15 protein-coding genes are annotated in these 20907 nt (G+C 66.6%); 1 reads left to right on the top strand and 14 read right to left on the bottom strand.

The genetic code is table 11. From position 1 onward, the window contains the following. Positions 1-109 precede the first annotated feature (109 nt). From D0901_RS02275 to D0901_RS02305, 6 genes are all read right to left on the bottom strand, one after another. Complete coding sequence (locus tag D0901_RS02275; RefSeq protein ID WP_129138671.1) at positions 110-1123, bottom strand: PstS family phosphate ABC transporter substrate-binding protein; 1014 nt, start codon at positions 1121-1123, stop codon at positions 110-112. A 293-nt stretch (positions 1124-1416) separates the two neighbouring features. Beyond that, entirely contained in the window at positions 1417-2253 is an 837-nt protein-coding gene (pstB, locus tag D0901_RS02285; protein WP_129138672.1) for a phosphate ABC transporter ATP-binding protein PstB, read from the bottom strand. 23 nt (positions 2254-2276) lie between these two features. Continuing rightward, positions 2277-3116 carry a phosphate ABC transporter permease PstA gene (gene pstA, locus D0901_RS02290; protein WP_129138673.1) on the bottom strand — a complete coding sequence of 280 codons (840 nt, stop codon included), beginning with the start codon at positions 3114-3116 and terminating at the stop codon, positions 2277-2279. Positions 3117-3126: 10 nt separating this feature from the next. Beyond that, positions 3127-4065, bottom strand: coding sequence for a phosphate ABC transporter permease subunit PstC (gene pstC, locus D0901_RS02295; RefSeq protein WP_129138674.1), 939 nt, complete (start codon positions 4063-4065; stop codon positions 3127-3129). Between the two features lie 113 nt (positions 4066-4178). Further along, on the bottom strand, positions 4179-5225 hold the full coding sequence (gene pstS, locus D0901_RS02300) for a phosphate ABC transporter substrate-binding protein PstS (RefSeq protein WP_129138675.1): 1047 nt from the start codon (positions 5223-5225) through the stop codon (positions 4179-4181). 106 nt (positions 5226-5331) lie between these two features. Then, the gene (locus D0901_RS02305) at positions 5332-6534 is read right to left on the bottom strand and encodes a Bcr/CflA family multidrug efflux MFS transporter (protein ID WP_129138676.1); all 1203 of its coding nucleotides are present in this window, start codon (positions 6532-6534) and stop codon (positions 5332-5334) included. 335 nt (positions 6535-6869) lie between these two features. On the opposite strand from D0901_RS02305, the gene D0901_RS02310 reads away from it, so the two are divergent. Then, on the top strand, positions 6870-8573 hold the full coding sequence (locus D0901_RS02310) for a methyl-accepting chemotaxis protein (RefSeq protein WP_129138677.1): 1704 nt from the start codon (positions 6870-6872) through the stop codon (positions 8571-8573). 60 nt (positions 8574-8633) lie between these two features. Here D0901_RS02310 and D0901_RS02315 read toward each other — a convergent pair whose 3' ends face one another. The 8 genes from D0901_RS02315 to D0901_RS02350 form a co-directional block, all read right to left on the bottom strand. Then, on the bottom strand, positions 8634-9143 hold the full coding sequence (locus D0901_RS02315) for an STAS domain-containing protein (protein ID WP_129138678.1): 510 nt from the start codon (positions 9141-9143) through the stop codon (positions 8634-8636). Further along, positions 9130-10302, bottom strand: coding sequence for a PP2C family protein-serine/threonine phosphatase (locus D0901_RS02320; protein WP_129138679.1), 1173 nt, complete (start codon positions 10300-10302; stop codon positions 9130-9132). Before D0901_RS02320 ends, D0901_RS02315 begins: the two co-directional genes overlap by 14 nt. Positions 10303-10314: 12 nt before the next feature. Then, the gene (locus tag D0901_RS02325) at positions 10315-11055 is read right to left on the bottom strand and encodes an MlaA family lipoprotein (RefSeq protein ID WP_129138680.1); all 741 of its coding nucleotides are present in this window, start codon (positions 11053-11055) and stop codon (positions 10315-10317) included. Next, the gene (locus tag D0901_RS02330) at positions 11052-12194 is read right to left on the bottom strand and encodes a beta-ketoacyl-ACP synthase III (protein ID WP_129138681.1); all 1143 of its coding nucleotides are present in this window, start codon (positions 12192-12194) and stop codon (positions 11052-11054) included. Before D0901_RS02330 ends, D0901_RS02325 begins: the two co-directional genes overlap by 4 nt. 43 nt (positions 12195-12237) lie before the next feature. After that, on the bottom strand, positions 12238-16167 hold the full coding sequence (gene hrpA, locus D0901_RS02335) for an ATP-dependent RNA helicase HrpA (RefSeq protein WP_233440340.1): 3930 nt from the start codon (positions 16165-16167) through the stop codon (positions 12238-12240). Positions 16168-16457: 290 nt separating this feature from the next. Further along, complete coding sequence (locus D0901_RS02340) at positions 16458-18113, bottom strand: AMP-binding protein (protein ID WP_129138682.1); 1656 nt, start codon at positions 18111-18113, stop codon at positions 16458-16460. Between the two features lie 160 nt (positions 18114-18273). Continuing rightward, positions 18274-19089 carry a class II glutamine amidotransferase gene (locus tag D0901_RS02345; protein ID WP_129138683.1) on the bottom strand — a complete coding sequence of 272 codons (816 nt, stop codon included), beginning with the start codon at positions 19087-19089 and terminating at the stop codon, positions 18274-18276. Beyond that, positions 19082-20905, bottom strand: a complete 1824-nt coding sequence (locus tag D0901_RS02350; RefSeq protein ID WP_129138684.1) for a vWA domain-containing protein — start codon at positions 20903-20905, stop codon at positions 19082-19084. Before D0901_RS02350 ends, D0901_RS02345 begins: the two co-directional genes overlap by 8 nt. Between the last annotated feature and the right edge of the window lie 2 nt (positions 20906-20907).

Raw genomic sequence — 20907 nt, forward strand, 5'->3', positions numbered from 1 at the left:
TCTCTCGCTACGGCCCCGTCACCTGGGGGACGGCACCCGAAGGCCGGGGCCTGACATGAAAACGGGCCGACGACTCGCGTCGCCGGCCTCGTTCATGCGGCGACGCAGCTTACTTGAGGTCGGCCAGTTCGAGTTTGTCGTGGTTCTCGACCTGCTGGCGCTGTGCCTGGCGCATGTCGTCCGGCAGCGGGATCAGACCCAGGCCCTTCAGGTAACCCATCGGACCGATCATCTTCTCGGTCATGAACAGGTTGGCGTACTCGTACATCGCCGGCACGCTGTCGGCGTGCTGGTTCTTGACGTAGAAGAACAGCGAGCGTGACACCGGGTACTCGCCGGAGCTGATCGCCTCGGGCGTGGGCTCGACGCCATCGATGCTGGCACCGATCAGGGTGTCGGAATTCTCTTCCAGGTAGGAATACCCGAAGATGCCGAAGGCGTCGGTGTCCTCGGCCAGACGCTGAACGATCAGGTTGTCGTTCTCGCCGGCGTCGATGTAGGCGCCATCCGAGCGGATGTCGGTGTAGGCTTCGCCGCCATAGGCCTTCATGTCTTCGGAGGCGGCTTCCATCACCAGCTCCTCGAAGGCGTCACGGGTACCGGAGGTGGTGGGCGGCCCGTAGACGGAGATCTCGCGATCGGGCAGCGACGAATCGATGTCGCTCCACTTCTTGTAGGGGTTGTCGACCAGCTTGCCGTCCTGCGGCACCTTGGCGGCCAGCGCCAGGAAGATCTGCTCGCGGCTCAGATCGATCGGCTCGTTGCTGCTCGATTCGGCGAAGGCGATCCCGTCGTAGCCGATCGTCGCCTCGGTGATGTCGGTGACACCGTTCTTCTCGCAGCGTTCGAACTCGGACGTCTTCATGCGACGCGAGGCGTTGGTGATGTCCGGGGTATCGTCACCGACACCGGCACAGAACAGCTTCAGGCCGCCGCCGGAGCCCGTGGATTCGATGACCGGCGTCGGATAGTCGGTGGTCGCACCGAACTCTTCCACGACATAGCTGGCAAACGGGTAGACCGTGCTCGAGCCGACGATGCGCAGCTGCTCGCGGGCCTGGGCGACACCGACCACGCCCATCACGGCGGCGGCAACGGCGGTGGTCTTCAGGATGCGGTTCATGCGGGTAACTCCTGTCGATGAGAGTGTTCAACCTTCGCGGAACCCAAGATGCCGCAGAAAGATGACAGCTTCGTGACAGTCGACAGGCGTGGCGAGTTGGACCGGAAATCCCTTCCCGGTCACACACTGGCCGCGTGCTGAGACGCTTAGGGAAATGCTGAATAAATCGACGAGCGGGATGAAGCGCGAGGCGCATGGAACGAAGAAAACGAGGCATAACATGAAGTTAGGCGAGTTTTCGAGTACCACGCAACGAAGCGATTCGCTCGCGCAGGCATTTATGCAGCGTTTCCTTAGCCGTAGCGCCCGGTAATGTAGTCCTCCGTGCGGCTATCGCCGGGCTGGGTGAAGATCTTCGGCGTCTCGTCGCACTCGATCAGCTCGCCCAGGTACATGAAGGCGGTGACATCCGAGACCCTGGCCGCCTGCTGCATGTTGTGGGTGACGATGACGATGGTGTAATCCGCTTTCAGCTCGTTGATCAGATCCTCGATGTAGCCGGTGGAGATCGGATCGAGCGCCGACGTCGGCTCGTCGAGCAGGATCACCTCGGGCTTCACGGCAATGGTCCGGGCGATGCACAAGCGCTGCTGCTGGCCCCCCGACAGCGCCTGGCCGTTCTGGTGCAGCTTGTCCTTGACCTCGTCCCACAGCGCCGCCTTCTCGAGGGCCCACTGCACGCGGTTTTCCATGTCGCGCTCGTTGAGGCGCTCGTAGAGGCGCACACCGAAGGCGATGTTGTCGTGCACCGTCATCGGAAACGGCGTGGGCTTCTGGAAGACCATGCCGATCCGCGCCCGCAGCAGGTTGGTATCGACCCGGGCATCGTTGATGTTCTGACCGTCGAGCTGAATGGCGCCTTCGCTGCGCATCCCCGGATAGAGATCGTGAATGCGGTTGAAGCAGCGCAGCAGGGTCGACTTGCCGCAGCCGGACGGCCCGATGAAGGCAGTGACCTGATTGGCGGGCACGTCCATGCTGATCGACTTGAGCGCCTGGAAACTGCCGTAATAGAAATTCAGATCCTCGACCCGGAGCTTCGCCTCGGCATCGGCGACGGCCGGCCTGGCCTGATCCCAGGCCTCCGGGCGGGAGAAACGGGGGACCAGGCCTTCGGATGCGGTGGTCATGGGCAACTCCTCTTGAGCATTGGCTAGCCGCGCTGGCGCGAGACGACACGGGCGACGATGTTCAACAGCAGGATCGCCACCGTGAGCAGTAGCGCCCCCGCCCAGGCCAGTTCGACCTGCCGCGGGATGAACGAATTGATGGTCATGTTCTGGTAGAGCGTCATGGGCAGGTTGGGCATCTCGCTGTTCAGATCGAAGAAGTTCCACTGATTGGAGTTCAACGAGGTGAACAGCAATGGCGCCGTCTCGCCGCTGATCCGCGCACAGCCCAGCAGAATGCCGGTGACGATGCCGGCGCGGGCGCCGGCGTAGCAGACGCGCGTCACCACCCACCAGCGATGCGCCCCGAGGGCGGCGGCCGCCTCGCGCAGGGTGTTGGGCACCAGCAACAGCATGTCCTCGGTGGCGCGGATCACCACCGGGATGATGATCACGGTCAGCGACAGCGCCCCCGCCCAGCCGGAGAAGTGCCCGGTCTGCAGGACCACCACGGCATAGATGAACAGCCCGACGATGATCGACGGCGCCGACAGCAGCACGTCGTTGATGAAGCGGATGGCACTCGCCAGCCGCGACTTGCCGCCGTATTCGGCGAGCCAGGTGCCCGCCGCCACGCCGATGATCGAGCCGAACAGCGTGCCCAGCGCGGTCATGATCAGGCTGCCGAGAATCGCGTTGCCCAGCCCGCCGCCATTCATCTGGGTGCGCTCGGTGAAGACCGACAGCGACAGCGCCGCGCCGCCCTTGACCACCAGCGACCAGAGGATCAGCAGCAGCCAGGCGATACCGAAGGCGGCCGCCGCGATGCAGAAGCCCATGATCACGCGGTTGATCAGGCGTCGACGTTGATAGACGGAATACATGCGCGCCTCCTCAGGCCGACTTGCGGTCATAGCGGTTGAGCATCAGGCGGGCGATTGCCAGCACGATGAAGGTGATCACGAACAGCAACAGCCCCAGCGCCAGCAGCGCCGAGCGCTGGATGCCATCCGCCTCCGGGAACTGGTTGGCGATCAGGGCGGCGATCGAGGTGCCCTGCCCGGTCAGGGTGGCGTGGAAGAACAGGTTGTTGCCGATCACGAAGGTCACCGCCATGGTCTCGCCCAGCGCCCGGCCCAGGCCGAGGATCACCCCGCCCACCAGGCCGCCGCGTACCGAGGGAAAGATCACGCTGCGCACCACTTCCCAGGTGGTACAGCCCAGCCCATAGGCGGATTCGCGCATGATCGGCGGCACCGTGACCATGACGTCACGGGTAATGGCGGTGATGAACGGGATGATCATCACCGCCAGGATCAACCCCGCCGTCGCCAGGCCGGTGCCGGCGGGAAACAGCGTGGGGAAATGACTCTGCAGGAACGGCGCCAGCACCTCGACGCCCCACATGCCATAGATGATCGAGGGCACCCCGGCGAGCAGCTCGACGGTGATGCCCAGCGGTCGTCGCAGCATTACCGGGCATTTCTCGGTAAGGAAGATGGCGATGCCGAACGACACCGGCACGGCGATGACGATCGCGATCAGCGAGGTGATCAGGGTGCCGTAGACCGCCGGCAGGGCACCGAATTTCTCGATGTTGGCCGCCCAGCGGTCGATGGTGAAGAAGTCCAGGCCGAAGGTCTGCAGCGCCGGCCAGCCGGAAACCACCAGCGAGGCCAGGATCGCGCCCAGCAGCAGCAGCACGAACAGCGCGAACAGCCGGGTGGTGGTCTCGAAAAGCCGGTCGATGAAGCCGTTGCGCTTCAGCGCACTCAGCTCGTTGTCGCTCGCGCCCAGCAAGTGCCGGGCATCGGAGGTCGTTGACGTGGTCATGGAAAGCATCGAGTCCCTTGGCAGCGGCGGGGACGACGCCCCGCCCGAGGAGAGGCTGCCGACGACGAAAGACTGCGGGCGATGGCCCGCAGTCGGTCGGCGCTGGCGTCCGGTTACTGCTGCGTCCAGACCTTCTTGCCGTCGGGGCCTTCAATCTGACGCCACTTGTCCTCGACCATCGCGGCGACGTTCTTGGGCATCGGCACGTAGTCGAGCTTCTCGGCGGCGGCGTTGCCGTTCTGGTAGGCCCAATCGAAGAACGTCAGGGCCTGCTTGGCGGCCTTGGCGTCCTGAACCTGCTCGTGCATGAGGATGAAGGAGGCCCCGGTGATCGGCCAGCTCTTCTCGCCGGGCTGGTTGGTCAGCACCAGGTAGAAGCCGGGGGCGTTCTTCCAGTCGGCGTTGGCGGCGGCGGCCTTGAAGCTCTCGATGCTCGGCTCGACGTAGTCGCCGGCCTGGTTCTGCATGGTCACGTAGTTGAGGTCGTTCTGCTGGGCATAGGCGAACTCGACGTAACCGATCGCCCCGCCGGTGCTGGCGACCTGGTTGGCGACACCGGCGTTGGCCTTGGCGCCCACCCCGGCGGGCCAGGCCACGGACTTGCCTTCACCGATGCTGTTGGCGAAATCGTCGCTGACCTGGGCCAGATAATGCGTAAACAGGAAGTTGGTGCCCGAGCCCTCGGCGCGGTAGACCGGGGTGATGGCGGCATCGGGCAGCTCGAGGTCCGGGTTGAGCTTGGCGATCGCGGCGTCGTTCCAGCGGGTGATCTTGCCCTGATAGATGTCGGCCAGGGTCTTGCCGTCCAGCTTGAGCTGGCCCTGGGAGATCCCGTCGATGTGCACGACCGGCACCACACCACCCATCACCATGGGCCACTGCATCAGGCCGTGCTGCTCGAGCTCTTCGGGCTTGAGCGGCGCATCGCTGGCACCGAAGGTCACGGTCTTGGCGACGATCTGCTTGATGCCGCCCCCGGAACCAATCGCCTGGTAGTTCAGGCCGACCCCGGTCTTGTCCTGATAGGTGTCCGCCCACTGGGAATAGACGGGATAGGGAAAGGTGGCGCCGGCGCCGGTAATGCTCTCCGCCGCGCTGGCGACATGCGCCCCCAAGGCCAGTGAGCCGGTGAGCAGTGTGGCTGCGACACGCTTCAACATGGGACTTCTCCTCGCTTGTTCGATGGGCCCGCCCCATCGGGACGGACTGAGCTTGAGCGAGGTAAAGATTAGGCGGCGAATGTGTCGCTTTCGTGTCGGTTTTGCGTCAGGCAGTCGTCGACGTCTGACGCAAGGCATGCCCGGAGAGTACACGCACCCCGACATTACCGATGATCGACGCGCCGACCATGGTCAGCACCATGGGCCAGGCACTGGGAATCTGGAAGCCCCCGACCAGCACCCCGGCCAGCGCCCCGCAGGAGAACTGGATGCTGCCCTGCATGGCGGTCGCCGTGGCGCTCATGTGCGGGAAGTGATCGAGCATCGACGACATGGCGTTGGGACCGATCAGCCCCTGCATGCCGACGAACACCACCAGCAGCGGGACCACCGTGTACAGCGAATCCCAGCCCAGGGCGAAGACCGCCAGCAGCACGAGCCCCATGGTCAGCTGGATCGCCAGGCCCCAGAGCAGATTGTTCTGCGGCGTGAAATAGCGCAGCAGGCGGATATTGACGCGATTGGAGGCCGACATCACCACGATGTTGGCGCCGAACACGAAGGGATAGGCCGCCGGCGACAGGTCGAAATACTCCATGTAGAGGAACGGCGATCCGGTGATGAAGGCGAACATCCCGGCGAAGGACATCGACACCGCACAGATGTAGCCCATCGCCTCGCGATGGGCGAGGACGCTGCGATAGTTGCCGAGCACCTGCACGAAGTTCGGCGCGTCCGGATCGCGGCCGTGGGTCTCGGGCAGATAACGGTGCAGCAGCCACATCACGAAGCCCGCATAGCCGGCGAGGAAGGCGAAGATCAGCCACCAGTCCGCCAGATAGAGCAGCACGCTGCCCAGTGCCGGCGCCACCAGGGGTGCCAGCATCAGGATCATCACCATCGTCGACAGGACCTTGGCCGCCTCGCGTCCGCTGAAGCAGTCACGCACGATCGCCGCCGAATTGACCACCGAGGCCCCGCCGCCCAATGCCTGCAGGAAACGCAACGCCCAGAGCATCTCCAGCGACTCCACCTGGGTGATCGCCAGACTGGTCAGCAGAAACACCGACACCCCGCCGAGCAGCACCGGACGACGCCCGAGACGGTCCGACAACGGCCCGAAGATCAGTTGGCCGAGGGCGAAGCCGAACAGGAACAGGCTCACCGACAGCTCGGTCAGGTGCACGCTGGCGTCGACGGTCCTGGCCAGCGCCGGAATGGCGGGAAGATAGGCATCGATCGCCAGCGGCGCGATGGCCGTATTGGCCGCCACCAGCAGGGCGATCCGTCGAGGAGTGATCGGCGACATGAGTTTCCTTACATCAATGAACGATCGGGTCGGGCGACCATCATAGCAGGCCCGGGCGATTGCCCGGGCGATACCGCCCATTAGGGAAACACTGCACAAATGCCTGCACGGGCGAATCGCCGCGTTGCGCGGTGCTGGAACGCCAGCCCGGTCGGAATCCTCACATATACCCCATATGCTGCGGTTCCTGTGCTCCGGACGCCTTGCGCTTCATCCCGTTCGCCTATTTGTTCAGCGCTTCCTTAGCCAAACTGCAACATGCCCCTGCTAGAACCGACCCCGATGCCGCCTCCAGGCCGGCATGAAAAGAATTCGAACCATCGCAGGGGTCCTTCATGAAAACCTTCGACAACCTGTCCGTCCGCATGACCTGGATTGCCGTGCTGGCCGTCTTCTGCCTCATGGTGCTGAGCGTCGGCGCTCTGGGTCTGTATGCCAACCATTTCAGTCGCCAGACCTTCGGCACCCTCGATCAGATCCACGTCGAACAATCCTCCGCCCTGGATCGGGCCTACATCGACATGCTGCGCGCCCGAGTGGCGATGGATCGCGCCGCCGCCCTGCTTGCCAAGCCCTCCTTCGATCGGCCCGGCCCGGTCATCGAGCAAGCCAAGACCCTGCTCGCCCAGGCCAGCCAGGCCTTCGAACGTTTTCAGGCCATCCCCCCGCGGCCCGGCCAGGTCGAGGCGGCCGAGGCACTCGCCGAGCGTTTCCAGTCGCTGCTCAACACCGGCCTCTCCCTGCAGTTGATGAGCCTCGAGGATGGCGACGTCGAGGGCTATCAATCGGGACGCTCGCGGGTCAGCAAGATGAGCGACACCTTCATGGCCAGCGCCGATGACTTCTTCATGACCTCGCGCCAGCGTGGCGCGGCCCTGGTCGAGACCTTCAACGCCATGAGCGTGCTGCTCGACATCGCCATCGCCGGCGGCCTGCTCGTCAGCCTGGTGCTGGGCGGTCTGATGCTGCGCTGGATGGCGCGCCATGTCACCGGGCCGCTGCGCGATCTGCTGGCCCACTTCACGCGAATGCGCGACGGCGACCTGTCCCATCCCGTCGAGACACGCGGCTCCAACGAGATCGGCCGGCTGTTCCTGGGGCTCGAGGAACTGCGCTACCACCTGGCGTCGACGGTCAGCGGGGTGCGCAACAGCGGCGAAGCGGTCCATGAGCGGGTCCGCGAACTCGCCCAAGGTAATGCCGAGCTCTCCGACGACACCGAACGTCAGGCTGCCTCCCTGGAAGAGACCGCGGCAAGCCTCGATCAACTGACCACCACCGTCGCCCACAACGCCGACAATGCCAACCGCGCCAGCGATCTGGCCGCCAGCACGGCGGACCGGGCGGGCGACGGCGGGCAGGTCATGGACGAGATGACCGTCACCATGCGCGGCATCGAAGAGGGCTCCCGCCAGGTCGGCGAGATCGTCGCGCTGATCGACAACATCGCCTTTCAGACCAACATCCTGGCCCTCAACGCCTCGGTGGAAGCGGCCCGGGCCGGCTCACAGGGGCGCGGCTTCGCGGTGGTCGCCGGCGAGGTCCGCAATCTCGCGGGACGCTCGGCAACCGCCGCCCGCCAGGTTCGTGAACTGATCGACGATGCCGATCAACGGGTCGAAGCCGGGGTACGCCTCGCCGGACGAGCCGGTCGCAACATGCAGGAAATCGTCGAGGCCATCGGTCAGGTCAGCGACCTCGTCAGCGAGATCGCCAATGCCTCCCATCAACAGAGCCGCGGCCTCGAGCAGGTCAACACCGCGGTCGGCGAGATGGAAGGCGTCACCCAGGGCAATCGCCGCCGCGCGCAGCAAGCCAGCGAGATCGCCCGGACCCTGCAGCGCGATGCGGACCAGTTGCGCGACGGCGTGGCCCGCTTCCGTGTCGACATCGGCACACCCGCCGCCATCCCGGCCGCCGATACCGACCCGGACGCCGCCTCTGCCGAGCCCGAGGCACCGACAGCGCTCCGCGCGCCGGCATCCACCGGCCCGGCAGCGACGCAGCGCGACAACGCGGGACAACCGGCGCTAGCCTGAAACAGCGCGGCTGCGAGACGCCGAGAGCCAGACCGGCCAACGCTGGCGCCGGCCGATCGCTCAGTCGATGGGGGAATTCTGCTGCTGCGCCTCGAGCAGTTCGACCAGCGGCTTGAACTCCTCGCGATTGTGCTCGTTCATGTGCATCAGGATGCGATGCGCCTCGAGGATACGCTCCTGAAGGTCGCCCTCGTCGGCCTGGACCGCGGGCAGCTCGTCGAGCCCGCCGGGCTCGGCGATCGGCGCCTGGACCAGCGTGAAATAACGCGAGAAGCCCATCACGTCGAGCATGCGCCGCACGTCGGGATGATCGACGACGATGGTCGGCGGATGGCTCAGGCGCCCTTTCACCGCCAGCGCGACCTTGGCCAGAAAGCCCAGCGCCGTGGAGTCGACGTTGGTCGCCTCGCGCAGGTCCACGATCACCGAGGTCAGCCCCGGCATGTCGGCAAGCCGCTGCGCCTCGTTGTCGAGCGTCGCGCACAGGGTCAGACGAACGTCGCCGCACAACTTGAGCACGAACACGCCGGCCTCGAAGGCCGCCTTGAGTCGCCCGTCATTGGTTGCCATGGTTGAAACCGCTCAGCGTCATGATGGTCAGATCATCCGGAAGTTCTTCCTGATCGTGTGGCGTGTCGTCGTCACGCTCCACGCCCAGGCCGGCGAGCAACGTCCGGATGTCGCCGCTCGCCGTGATGCGTCGCTTGAGTTCATCGAGCCTGGCGGTCAGCGTCTCGCCGGGCAGGCACTCGAGCACGCCGTCGGAGCATAGCCACAGCCGAAAGCTCGCCGGCAGCTCGAGACAGTAATTGGGGTAGTCGATGCCCGGAAACAACCCCACCGGCATCCCCTCCCCCGCCAGCGCCTCGAGCGACTGGCCGTCATCGCACAGCGGCATCGGCATCTGCGCGCCCAGCGAATAGTGCAGCCGGTGCGTCGCGGCGTCCAGCACCCCGACGAACAGCGTGGCGTGCTTGCCGATGCCGGTATCCAGCAGTTCGCGATTGAGCCGCGCCAGCCAGCGCGCCGGCAGCGTTTCCGGGGAATCGCCGTCCCAGTCGTTCAGCCAGCGGTTGCACAGGTACTTGAGCAATACCGTGACGAAGGCCGACGAGGCCCCGTGCCCGGACACGTCCGCAAAATAGAACACGCTGTAACGCGCGTCGAAACGCTGAAAATCGAGGAAATCCCCCGACAAATACAGCGATGGCACCAGACGGAAATCGCAGCGCACCCCGTTGAGGGTCAGCGACTCGGGCGGCAGCAGCTTGCGCTGGATATGCCCCCCGGCCTGCTGGTCGAGACGCAGCATCGCCAGATGGGTTTCCAGGTTCTCGTTGAGCTCCGCCAGGCGCGCCCGATCACGGGCGTGCTCCTCGGCCAGTTGCTGGTGCTCGAGCGACCGTGCCACCAGGCGGCGCAGCACGTCGCCGTGGCGCAGCGGTTCGACCAGATAGTCGACCAGCCCCGAGTCGACGGCGTGGAGCAGCTCCTCGTCGAGACGCGACTCGGTGACCACCACGGTCGGCACACGACGCGACAAGGCCGGCCATTCCCGGCTCGGCACGGCCCGGACGTGGGCGACGATCAGCTCGACGCCGTCCGGCAGGTCCTCGAGACGCTCGGCCGCGGCCACCGCGAAGCGCCCCTTGCCGAGCGTCTCGGCCAGCGCGTCGCGCGAGCTACCCGGTAGATCGAGCAGGCCGATCAGAGTGCGCGGTTTGTCCATGGAGGTGGACTCTCACTGGGCGAAGTCGCCGGCATCGTAGTCGAAATCGTCATTGGCGAACGGATCCTCGCCGGTCTTGCCGTCGTTGATCTCGAAGCGGCGGCGCTGCAGATAGGTATCGCGCAGGAAGCTGTAGCGATCCCCCTGAATCAGCTTCTCCTGGTCGAGCACACTGGCGCGGTAGTTGACCACGTCGAGGGCGCGAATGCCGTAACGGGTACTGTCCTCCTCGACATGGCTCACCGGATCGGCATACCAGTCCGCCGGCAGACCGCCGGCGTGGCGCAGCGTGCGCCCGCCGAGCACGGGCAGCACCACGTAGGGCCCCTCGGCGACCCCCCACACGGCCAGGGTCTGCCCGAAATCCTCCTCGTGCTCCGTCAGGCCCATCCCGGTGGCCGGATCGAGGAAACCGCCCAGCCCCAGGGTGGTGTTCATCAGAAAGCGCCCCGTGGCGACGCCGGCATTGCCCCACTTCCACTGCAGGCCGCTGTTGAGGATGGTCCGCAACTCGCCAAGGTTGGAGAAGAAGTTGGTGACGCCATCCTGCACCGGCTGCGGCGTGACGAAATCGTAGCCCTGCGCCACCGGCTTGATCGCATAGCGGTCGAGCGTGTCGTTGAAGGCGAACACCTTGCGGTTGAACCCTTCCCATGGGTCCTGCGGGTTGGCAGGCGCCGTTCCCTGGCTGGCGCAGCCGGCGAGCGTCACCCCCGCCACGGCTGCCAGCACCCCCTTACTCCATCGATTCATTCGTTCACCTTGTGTGCGCTTTGCTTACGGAGGATCACACTGCCTGCACTGTATCCGGCTCCGAAGGAACACACTACCCCCAGCGCCGCATCCGGCAGGTCGTCGTGATGCAGGTGGAAGGCGATGATCGATCCGGCCGAACTGGTGTTGGCATAGCGATCGAGGATGATCGGCGCCTGCGCCGGGCTCGGGTCGCGGCCCAGCACGCGACGCGCGATCAGGTCGTTCATGTGGCGATTGGCCTGATGCAGCCAAAGCCGCGACAGCGCGTCGCCGTCGAGATCCAGCGAGGCCAGATGAGCGCTGATCAGGTCGGCGACCATCGGACAGACCTCCTTGAACACCCGTCGCCCCTCCTGGACGAACAGCTTGTCGGCGGCCAGCGGATCGCTGTCGGTGACCCGATTGAGAAAGCCGGCATTGTTGCGAATGGCGTTCGAATAGCGGGTGACCAGACGCGTGCCCAGTATCGCGAAGCGCGACGGCGCCACGGCCACCGCCTCGTCCTCGACGAGCAGCGCGGTGCAGGCATCGCCGAAGATGAAATGACTGTCGCGATCGCGGAAGTTCAGATGCGCCGAGCAGATCTCCGGGTTGACCACCAGGGCGCGCTTGACGCTGCCGCTGCGCACCGCGTTGGCGGCCATCTCGATGGCGAAGGTCGCCGAGCTGCAGGCCACGTTCATGTCGAAGGCGAAGCCGCGGGTCCCCAGCGCCGCCTGCAGCTCCACCGCGACCGCCGGATAGGGCCGCTCGAGGTTGGAACAGGCGACGATCAGCATATCCACGTCAGCGGGGGCGACCTGGGCGCGATCCAGTGCCTCGAGCGCCGCCGCGCGGCCCATCTCGCACTGGATCGACGGCTCGTCGTCGGTGCGCTGCGGCAGACGTGGCCGCATCCGCTCGGGGTCGAGAATGCCCGACGCATCGAGCACGTAGCGACTGTGAATGCCCGAGGCCTTGACGATGAACTCGCTGCTCGAGTGGAGCAGCGGTTCCCGCTCGCCGCGGGCGATGGCCTCGGCATGACGGCGGTTCTCGTCGTCGACCCAGGTGTTGAAAGCGTCCACCAGCGTGGCGTTGTCGATGGCGTGCGGCGGTGTATAAAGGCCGGTGCCGGTAATCACGGCTCGTGTCATGGTCGTCTCCTCCGGCGGTGTCCCCCGCCGTGATCGCGCCCGCTCACTGCGGGCGGCGTCCGGTGATCTCGGCCCAGCGCCGCTCGAGCCGCTTGGCCGAGACCGGCATCCGCGTGCCCAGTTGCTGGGCGAACGACGAAACGCGCAACTCCTCGATCCACCAGCCGAACTCGGTCAACGCCGGGTCCTCGCGCCCGCTGCGCCGTTCGCTCTCGCGGCGATTGGCCAGCCGGGTCTCGAAATCCTGAATCTCCTGCATCAGCATCTGGTCGCGCATCCGCTCGCGAGGCGCCTTCTCGAGGCGGATCGCGGCGGCTTCCATGTAACGCGGGTATTCCTCGAGCCAGCCCCCCGCCTCGCTGATGAAGCCGGGATGGACGAGCCGCTGCATCTGCGCCTTGAGATCGTTGTAGACCAGCGCCAGCGACAGGTTGAGCTGGCCTTTCAACGCCTTGGTCACCGCCAGGTGCCCTTCCAGCGCCGCGAGCACCGTGGTGACCAGCGCCTCGCCCCGGGGTACCAGTTCGCCCCGGCGCTCGGCGATGCGCGCCTCGAAGGCGTCCCGGGAGCGCGGCAGGGGATCGGCGGCGATCTCGTGCAGGAAGACCGCCTCGACCAGATCGTCGACGAGTTGTCGCTTGCTGCCGACCTTGGCGAAGAGCAGCGCGCAGCGCTCGATGCCGTCCAGTTGGCGCAGCCGCTTCACCGGATCGGGCAGACGCTGGATCGCCAGACGCTTGATGCCCTGACGGTGCGCCTCGTGCGCCTTGTCGGGGTGATCGAAGAGCTCCACGGCCAGTTCGTCACCCGCGCGTTCGACCAGCGCCGGGTAGGCCTCGACGCGGATGCCCGCCTGGGTGGTGGTACGCGACTCGGGCAACGGCGCCTCGGGCAGCGCCGTCACCGCTTCGCGGGTGTCGCCGGCACTGTCCAGCGCCCGCGCCCCGGCGGTGGCTGCCTCGGCGAAGCGTGCCTCCAGCGCGGCGAGATCGCGCCCCTGCCCGAGCTCCTGCCCGGCATGGTCGACGACCCGAATGTTCATCCGCAGATGGGGCTCGAGCGGATCGGTCCGCCAGTCGTCGGGCGTCAGGCGCAGCCCGGTCTTGACCCGCAGGAACTCGCCGAGGGCCTCGGTCAGCGGCACGTCGTCCGGCGACAGCGTCTGCAGCGCGGCATCGACCCAGTCGGGGATCGGCACCACCTGGCGGCGTACCGACTTGGGCAGCGACTTGAGCAGGGCGATGCACTTCTCGCGCAACAGCCCCGGCACCAGCCACTCGAGGCGATGGCGCGGCAGTTGCGAGAGCATCGCGGCGGGTACGGTCAGGGTCACCCCATCGTCCTCGGCGCCTGGCGCGAAATGATAGCCGAGCGGATAACTCACCCCGCCCAGCGTCAGGGTATCCGGATATTGCGCCTCGCTGACCTCGTCCGCCGCGCGGGCCATCAGCGCGGCCTTGTCGAGCTTGAGCACGTCCGGGTCGTCACGCTCCGCCTCGCGCCGCCAGTGCTCGAACCCCTTGCCGTTGACGACGTCCTCGGGGAGCCGCTGATCGTAGAAATCGAACAGCGTTTCCTCGTCGACGAGAATATCACGCTTGCGCGCCCTGTCCTCCAGATCCTCGACCTCGCCGATCAGCGCGCGATTGTGCGCGAAGAACGCCGCCTGGGTGCGGTACTCGCCCTCGACCAGCGCGCGGCGGATGAACAGTTCACGGGATTCGCGCGGGGCGATGGGCCCGTAATGCACCTTGCGCCGGGCGACGATCGGCAGGCCGAACAGCGTGACCTGCTCGAAGGCCACCACCTGGGCGCGCTTCATCTCCCAGTGCGGCTCGCTGTAGCTGCGCTTGACCAGATGGCCGGCCAGCGGCTCGACCCACTCCGGCTGGATACGCGCGACGTCGCGGGCGAACAGCCGCGAGGTCTCGACCAGTTCGCCGGCCATCACCCATTTGGGTGACTTCTTGGCCAGCCCCGAACCGGGATGGATCAGGAACTTGCGGTTGCGCGCCCCGAGGTATTCGCGATTCTCGACCAGTTGCCCGAGATTCGACAGCAGCCCGGCGAGCAGCGCCTGGTGGATCGAGGCGTAGGCCTGGCGGCTCGCCTCGCGCGCCGGGGCCTCGCCGTCGGTGTCGCGTCGGGTGAGCTGGGTAGCGCCGGGCACGACGATGTCCATGTCGCGCAGCAATTGACGCAACTGGCGGAAGGTGTCGTGCCACTCGCGCAGGCGCAGGTAGCTGAGGTACTGCTCGCGACACCAGCGACGCAGCTGGTTGCCCGAGAGTTCCTCGCGGGCGGCCTCGAAGCCGTGCCACAGGTTGAGCCAGGCGACGAAGTCGGAATCCGGGTCGTTCCACTGGCGGTGTTTCTGGTCGGCGGCCTGGCGCTTGTCGGCGGGCCGGTCCCGGGGGTCCTGGACGGCCAGCGCGCTGACCACGATCAGCACGTCGCGCAGGCACTGCTGCTCGGCCCCCGCCAGCACCATGCGCGCCAGACGCGGATCGATCGGCAGCCGTGCCAGACGGCGTCCCAGTTGGGTCAGGCGATTGTCGGCATCCACCGCGCCGAGCTCGAACAACAGCCGGAAACCGTCGCGCACGAAGCGCGAGTCGGGGGCGTCGACGAACGGGAAGGCCTCGATGTCGCCGAGCCTGAGCGAGAGCATCGACAGGATCACCGACGCCAGGTTGGTGCGCTGGATCTCCGGTTCGGTATAGGCGGGGCGCGCCAGGTAGTCCTCTTCGCTGTAGAGGCGCAGGCACACCCCCTCGCTGATGCGCCCGCAGCGTCCCTTGCGCTGATCGGCGCTGGCCTGGCTGCCCGGCTCGATGGGCAGGCGCTGGACCTTGGCGCGATAGCTGTAACGGCTGATGCGCACCAGCCCCGGGTCGATGACATAACGGATGCCGGGCACGGTCAGCGAGGTCTCGGCGACGTTGGTGGCGAGCACGATGCGTCGCCCGGCATGGGACTGGAAGACCCGGTTCTGCTCGGCGTTGGACAGCCGCGCGTAGAGCGGCAAGATCTCGGTACCCTTGAGATCGGCACGCCGCAGGGTGTCGGCGGTCTCGCGGATCTCGCGCTCGCCGGGCAGGAAGATCAGCACGTCGCGCGGGCCGCTGTACCAGCGTTTCTCGCGCTCGATCGCCTCGATCTCCTCGACGGCGTGGAGGATGCCCTCCTGGAGGGTGCGATCCTCCTCGTCCTCCGTCTCGCGCACCAGCGGGCGATAGCGCACCTCGACCGGATAGGTGCGCCCGGACACCTGGACCACCGGCGCCGGCTTGCCGTCGCGGGCGAAGTGCCGCGAGAAGCGTTCGACGTCGATGGTCGCCGAGGTGATGATGATCTTGAGGTCGGGACGCCGCTCGGTGAGCCGCTTGAGGTAGCCGAGCAGGAAGTCGATGTTGAGGCTGCGCTCGTGAGCCTCGTCGATGATGATCGCCTCGTAGCGCTCGAGATCCGGATCGTGCTGGGTCTCGGCGAGCAGGATGCCGTCGGTCATCAGCTTGACCAGGGTGGTATCCGCGGTGTGATCGGTGAAGCGCACCTGATAGCCGACCTGCTCGCCCAGCGGCACCGCCATCTCCTCGGCCAGACGACCAGCCACCGAGCGCGCCGCCAGCCGGCGCGGCTGGGTGTGACCGATCAGCCCGCGCCGCCCCAGGCCGAGCTCCAGGCACAGTTTGGGCAACTGCGTGGTCTTGCCCGACCCGGTCTCGCCGGCCACCACCACCACCGGATGCTCGCGCAGCGCGGCGAGGATCGATTCCCGCTTCTCCGCCACCGGTAACGACGGCGGGTAGTCGAGGGTCAGCGGCAACTGGCGGCGGCGTTCCAGCAACGCCCGGGAAGCGGCCAGGCGCGCATCGACATCGCGCAGCGCACGATCGATCGGCTTGCCGCCGCGGGCGCGACCCGCCAGCTTGGCCAGGCGACGGCCCTGATCATGGGCATCGCGCAACATGCAGTGCGGCAACTGGCGGCGACGGGTTTCCAACGCCTTGAGAGAATCGGGCTTCGAAGCGGTAGCGCTCAAGTCATCCTCGCTGAGTTCAACAGACGGCCGGCCCGCCCGGCACTCTCGACGCGGCATCGTCACGTGGCGACGCAGACACCTCGTCCACCGCCGTGGACGAGGTGTCGATGCCGGGGCATGCTGCCGGATCGTCGGTGCGACGGTCCGGATTCTCGGAAACGGGCAAGCCCCCTATTGTATCGCCTAGGGGCCGCCGGGGGCCAACTCGTCGGTCGCTCTCAGGAATCGCGCAGTTCGCGACGCAGCACCTTGCCCACGTTGGTCTTGGGCAATTCGTCGCGGAACTCGACGAAGCGGGGCACCTTGTAGGCGGTGAGCTCGCGCTTGCACCACGCGCGCAGTGTCTCGGCATCCAGGCTCTCGTTGCGCGCGACCACGAACAGCTTGATCGCCTCGCCGCTGTTGTCGTCGGGGATGCCCACGGCCGCGACCTCGGCCACGTCGGGGTGGGCCGCGACCACGTCCTCGATCTCGTTGGGATAGACGTTGAACCCCGAGACGATGATCATGTCCTTCTTGCGATCGACGATGCGGATGTAACCGTCCTCCTGGAAGACGGCGATGTCGCCGGTGCGCACCCAGCCGTCGGCATCGAGCGTCTCGGCGGTGTCCTCGGGGCGATTCCAGTAGCCTTTCATCACCTGCGGCCCCTTGACGCAAAGCTCCCCGGGCTCGCCGAGCGCCAGGGTGTTGCCGTCGGTATCGACGACCTTGACCGATGTCCCCGGCACCGGCTTGCCGATGGTGCCCAGTTGTGGCGACGCCGGCGGGTTGAAGGAGACCACCGGCGAGGTCTCGGTCATGCCGTAGCCCTCGGTGATCGGGCACCCGGTGACCGCCTCCCAGCGCTCGGCCGTGGCCTTGGTCAACGCCATGCCGCCGGAGATGGTCAGTTTGAGCGCCGAGAAGTCGAGGGCCCGGAAATCGTCGCGATTGCACAAGGCGTTGAACAGCGTGTTCAGACCCACGAAGCCGGTGTACGACTGCGCCTTGAGCGTCTTGACGAAACCGGCGATGTCGCGCGGGTTGGGAATCAGCACGCTGTGGTTGCCGGTTTCCATCAGGAACAGGCAATTCACCGTGAAGGTGTAGATGTGATAGACGGGCAGCGGCGCGATCACCGTCTCGCAGCCCTCGCCCAGTACGTCGCTGATCACCGCGCGGGCCTGGAGCATGTTGGCCACCAGATTGCGGTGGGTGAGCATGGTGCCCTTGGCGGTGCCGGTGGTGCCGCCGGTGTACTGCAACGCGGCGATATCCTCGGGAGCCCGCGCGACCGGCTGAAAACGGGTCTTGTGACCGGCGGCCAGGGCCTGGCGAAAGCGCTGGGCCCCGGGCAGCGAATAGCGCGGCACCAGCTTCTTGACGTGGCGCACGACAAAATTGATCAGTTCCCGTTTGGGGAAGCCGTGCAGGTCGCCCATCTCGGTCACCAGCACGTGGCGGATCTCGGTCTTGTCGAGAACCGCCTCGAGCTTGGACGCCATGTTGGCGAGGATCACGATCGCCTTGGCACCGGAGTCGGCGAACTGGTGACGCATTTCACGCTCGGTGTAGAGCGGGTTGGTATTGACCACCACCAGCCCCGCACGCAGCGCTCCGAATACCGCCACCGGGAACTGCAGCACGTTGGGCAACTGGATGGCGATGCGGTCTCCGGGTTCGAGGTCGGTCTGCGTCTGCAGCCAGGCCGCGAAGTCCGCCGACAGCCGATCGACGTCCCGGTAGCTGAGAACCTGGCCCATGCAACTGAACGCCGGCTTGTCGGCAAAGCGTTCGACCGAGGCCTCGAAGACATCGGTGACCGAGGCGTATTCGTCGAGGCCCTCGAGAGGCGGGCCGGAGAGGATGGCATCGCTGGCGTGCTGGTTCATGAAGATCTCCGCAGGTTCGCTCGACGAGGTCGATACGCTGTCTTTTTGTGCGGCTCTCGGGCAGTCCCCCGCTCACTCATCGGGAGAGGCGAAAACCCGGGCCGGGATCGCGTTGCCACCTTAGCGCAGGCACCACGCGCTGTAAAACGATCGATTGAAACTACCGTTCACTTACTGTCTCCTTCCCCGATGCCTCTTTCGCAGCATAGCGAGCCACGATCTCACCGTCCCGCCACACCAGCAAGTCGCCGGGCGCCATGCGCGTCCAGTCCTCGTTGGCGGTCAACGGCTCGGTGGCCATCACCGAGACGATGTCGTTCGGCGTGGTGTGCTCGTTGAAGTCGACAGTCAGCTCGGTATCGCTGAGCTGGGCACGACCGAACGGAGCACGCCGGGTGATGTGCGCCAGCTTGGTGGAACAGTAACCGAACAGATGGCGGCCATCGGAGAGCAGCAGGTTGAACACGCCCAGCCCGCGCAGCCGCTCGCACAGGGCATGGAGTGTCGCCCACAGCGCATCGGGCGAGGCCGGAGGCTCGGGGAAGCGACGTCGCAGCTCGCCGAGCAGCCAGCAGAAGGCGTGCTCGCTGTCGGTGCTGCCCACCGGGCGATAGAACGACAGCGGCAGGGCCTGCCAATCGCCTAGCTGACCATTGTGAGCGTAGCACCAGGGCCGCCCCCACATCTCGCGGGTGAAGGGGTGGGTATTGGCCAGCTCGATGGCGCCGACATTGGCCTGCCGAATGTGGCTGATCACCACATGGGACTTGATCGGATAGTCACGAATCAGGCGGGCGATCGGCGAGTCCACCGAAGGATGGGGGTCGCGAAAGTCGCGATAGCCGCCCTGCTCGTAGAAGGCGATCCCCCAGCCGTCGCGATGCGGCCCGGTGCCGCCGCCGCGACGCAAGAAGCCCGCGAAGCTGAAGCAGATGTCCGTGGGCACGTTGGCACTCATGCCCAAGAGCTCACACATGGGGCTCCTCCCGGCGGGTGGTGCGCTGGCGATGGCGACGCCGGCGCAGCCCCACCAGCAACAGTATCGCCACCAGCAGACCCGCGATCAGCAACGCCCAGGCCAGCGGATCGTGGCGATGCGACGCCACGTAGTCCCTGAACGGTGGCGGGGCCGCCTGCCATAACGACCGCACCCCGGACGGCAGCGCATCCAGCCACTGGTCGACGCTGTCGCCGAGCCGGTCCAGCGACGAGGATGGCGGAGCGGCCTGCCGTTCCTCTTCCTCGTCGAGCGTCTCGATGTGGCCGCCCGGCCGATCGAGACTGACGCCATGCAGCGACGTGGCCGCCCCGGGATTGAGCGTCACCTCGGGCAGCGTAAAGCGGCGGGTCTCGCCATCCAGCGTGACCCGCGCCCAGACCGTCAGCGGGACCGCCACGTCCCTGGCCACATCGGGCAGATCGATCCGCCAATTCCTGTCGCCCTGTGGCACAACGTCGAGCATCTGCCCCTGGAGGGTCGCCGTCAGTTGGGTATTGTCGACATCGAGCCGGGGATGCTCGGCGTGCAGGTCGACCCGCGCGTTGTCACCCACGACCCGGGCGGTGATCGGCGACAGCACGTTGACCGCCTGGCGCCGCTCGCGAATGAAGTCGTCATTCTCGGCGACCACCACCAGGCGCGCGTTGCCCGCCTGTTCGGGCGGCGCCAGCACGCCGCGGTAATGATCGCCCTGGGCGGTCAACGGCACCGTCTGGCGAACCCTGCCGTCGATGTCGCGCAGCTCGGCACGCAGCGAGACCGGCGAACCGCTCTCGTCTTCGCCGACCCCGCCATCGGGCCGGGTCAGCCAGGCCTCGATGGGCGTCTCGAAACCCTGGTACAGGGTGGTCGGCAGCTCGCGGGTGCGCAGGGCCAGCGGCGACTCGACGCTGATCCGGCTGTCCGGCCCCACCTCGCCCTCGACACGCCATTGCCCCGCGATGGGCGCCGGCATGTGGATGATGTCGAACAGCGGCTGGTGCTGCCAGCGGACGTCATCGGGATGGTCATCGGCGGTGTAACGCGTGCCGTCCGGGGCGATCAACGCCAGCGGCGGGGCCTGCGGACCGTGAAAGAGCAGCGACGAGAAGGCGTCGACCCGCTCGTCGATGGGGAAGCTCCCCGCCTCCAGGGGCACCTGGTCGCGCGGGAAGATACGGTCGAAGACATCGAGGAAGGCGCGCAGCAGCGCTTCGGGATCCTCGGCGACGGCGGTCAGCCCCTGCGTCTTCTGGGCCAGGTTCTCGAGCAGATCGAGATCGACGTTCGGCGAGAAGGCGATGGTGTGGACCACCACGTCGTCGTCATGCAGCACCGGCGCGAGCTTGTCGATCAGGCGCTTGCGCGAGGCCTCGTCGCGCGCCGCCTTGTCCGCCCCGCCCGGGGTATCGACCATGCCGTCGGTAAGCAGGATCAGGTGCCGCTTGCCGTCGGCCGGCGGGGCATCGGCCGCCTGACGGACCGCCCGCTCGATGTCGGTATACTGCTGATAGTCCAGCAGGGCCGGCTTGAGCGAGAGCGCACGCTGGCGCCAGGCGTCATCGATCGTCGTCGGCGGCAAGGGGTTGGCCACCTCGCTGCCGAAGGTCCAGAGGCCGCCACGGGCGCCCGAGGGCAACAGGGTGACGATCAGCTCCAGTGCACTGGCACTCAGCCGGTTGGGGTCGTTCTGCTTCATGCTGCCGGAGACGTCGAAGACCAGGCGCACGTCGGCAGTATCCGGCGCCTGCGCCCGGGCCGTCGCGTTGACCAGCAACGACAGTGCCAGCGCCGCCGTCATCAACCATTGCATGG

Origin of the sequence: Modicisalibacter coralii (assembly GCF_004117855.1) — a bacterium.
GTDB classification, from domain to species: Bacteria; Pseudomonadota; Gammaproteobacteria; order Pseudomonadales; family Halomonadaceae; genus Modicisalibacter; species Modicisalibacter coralii.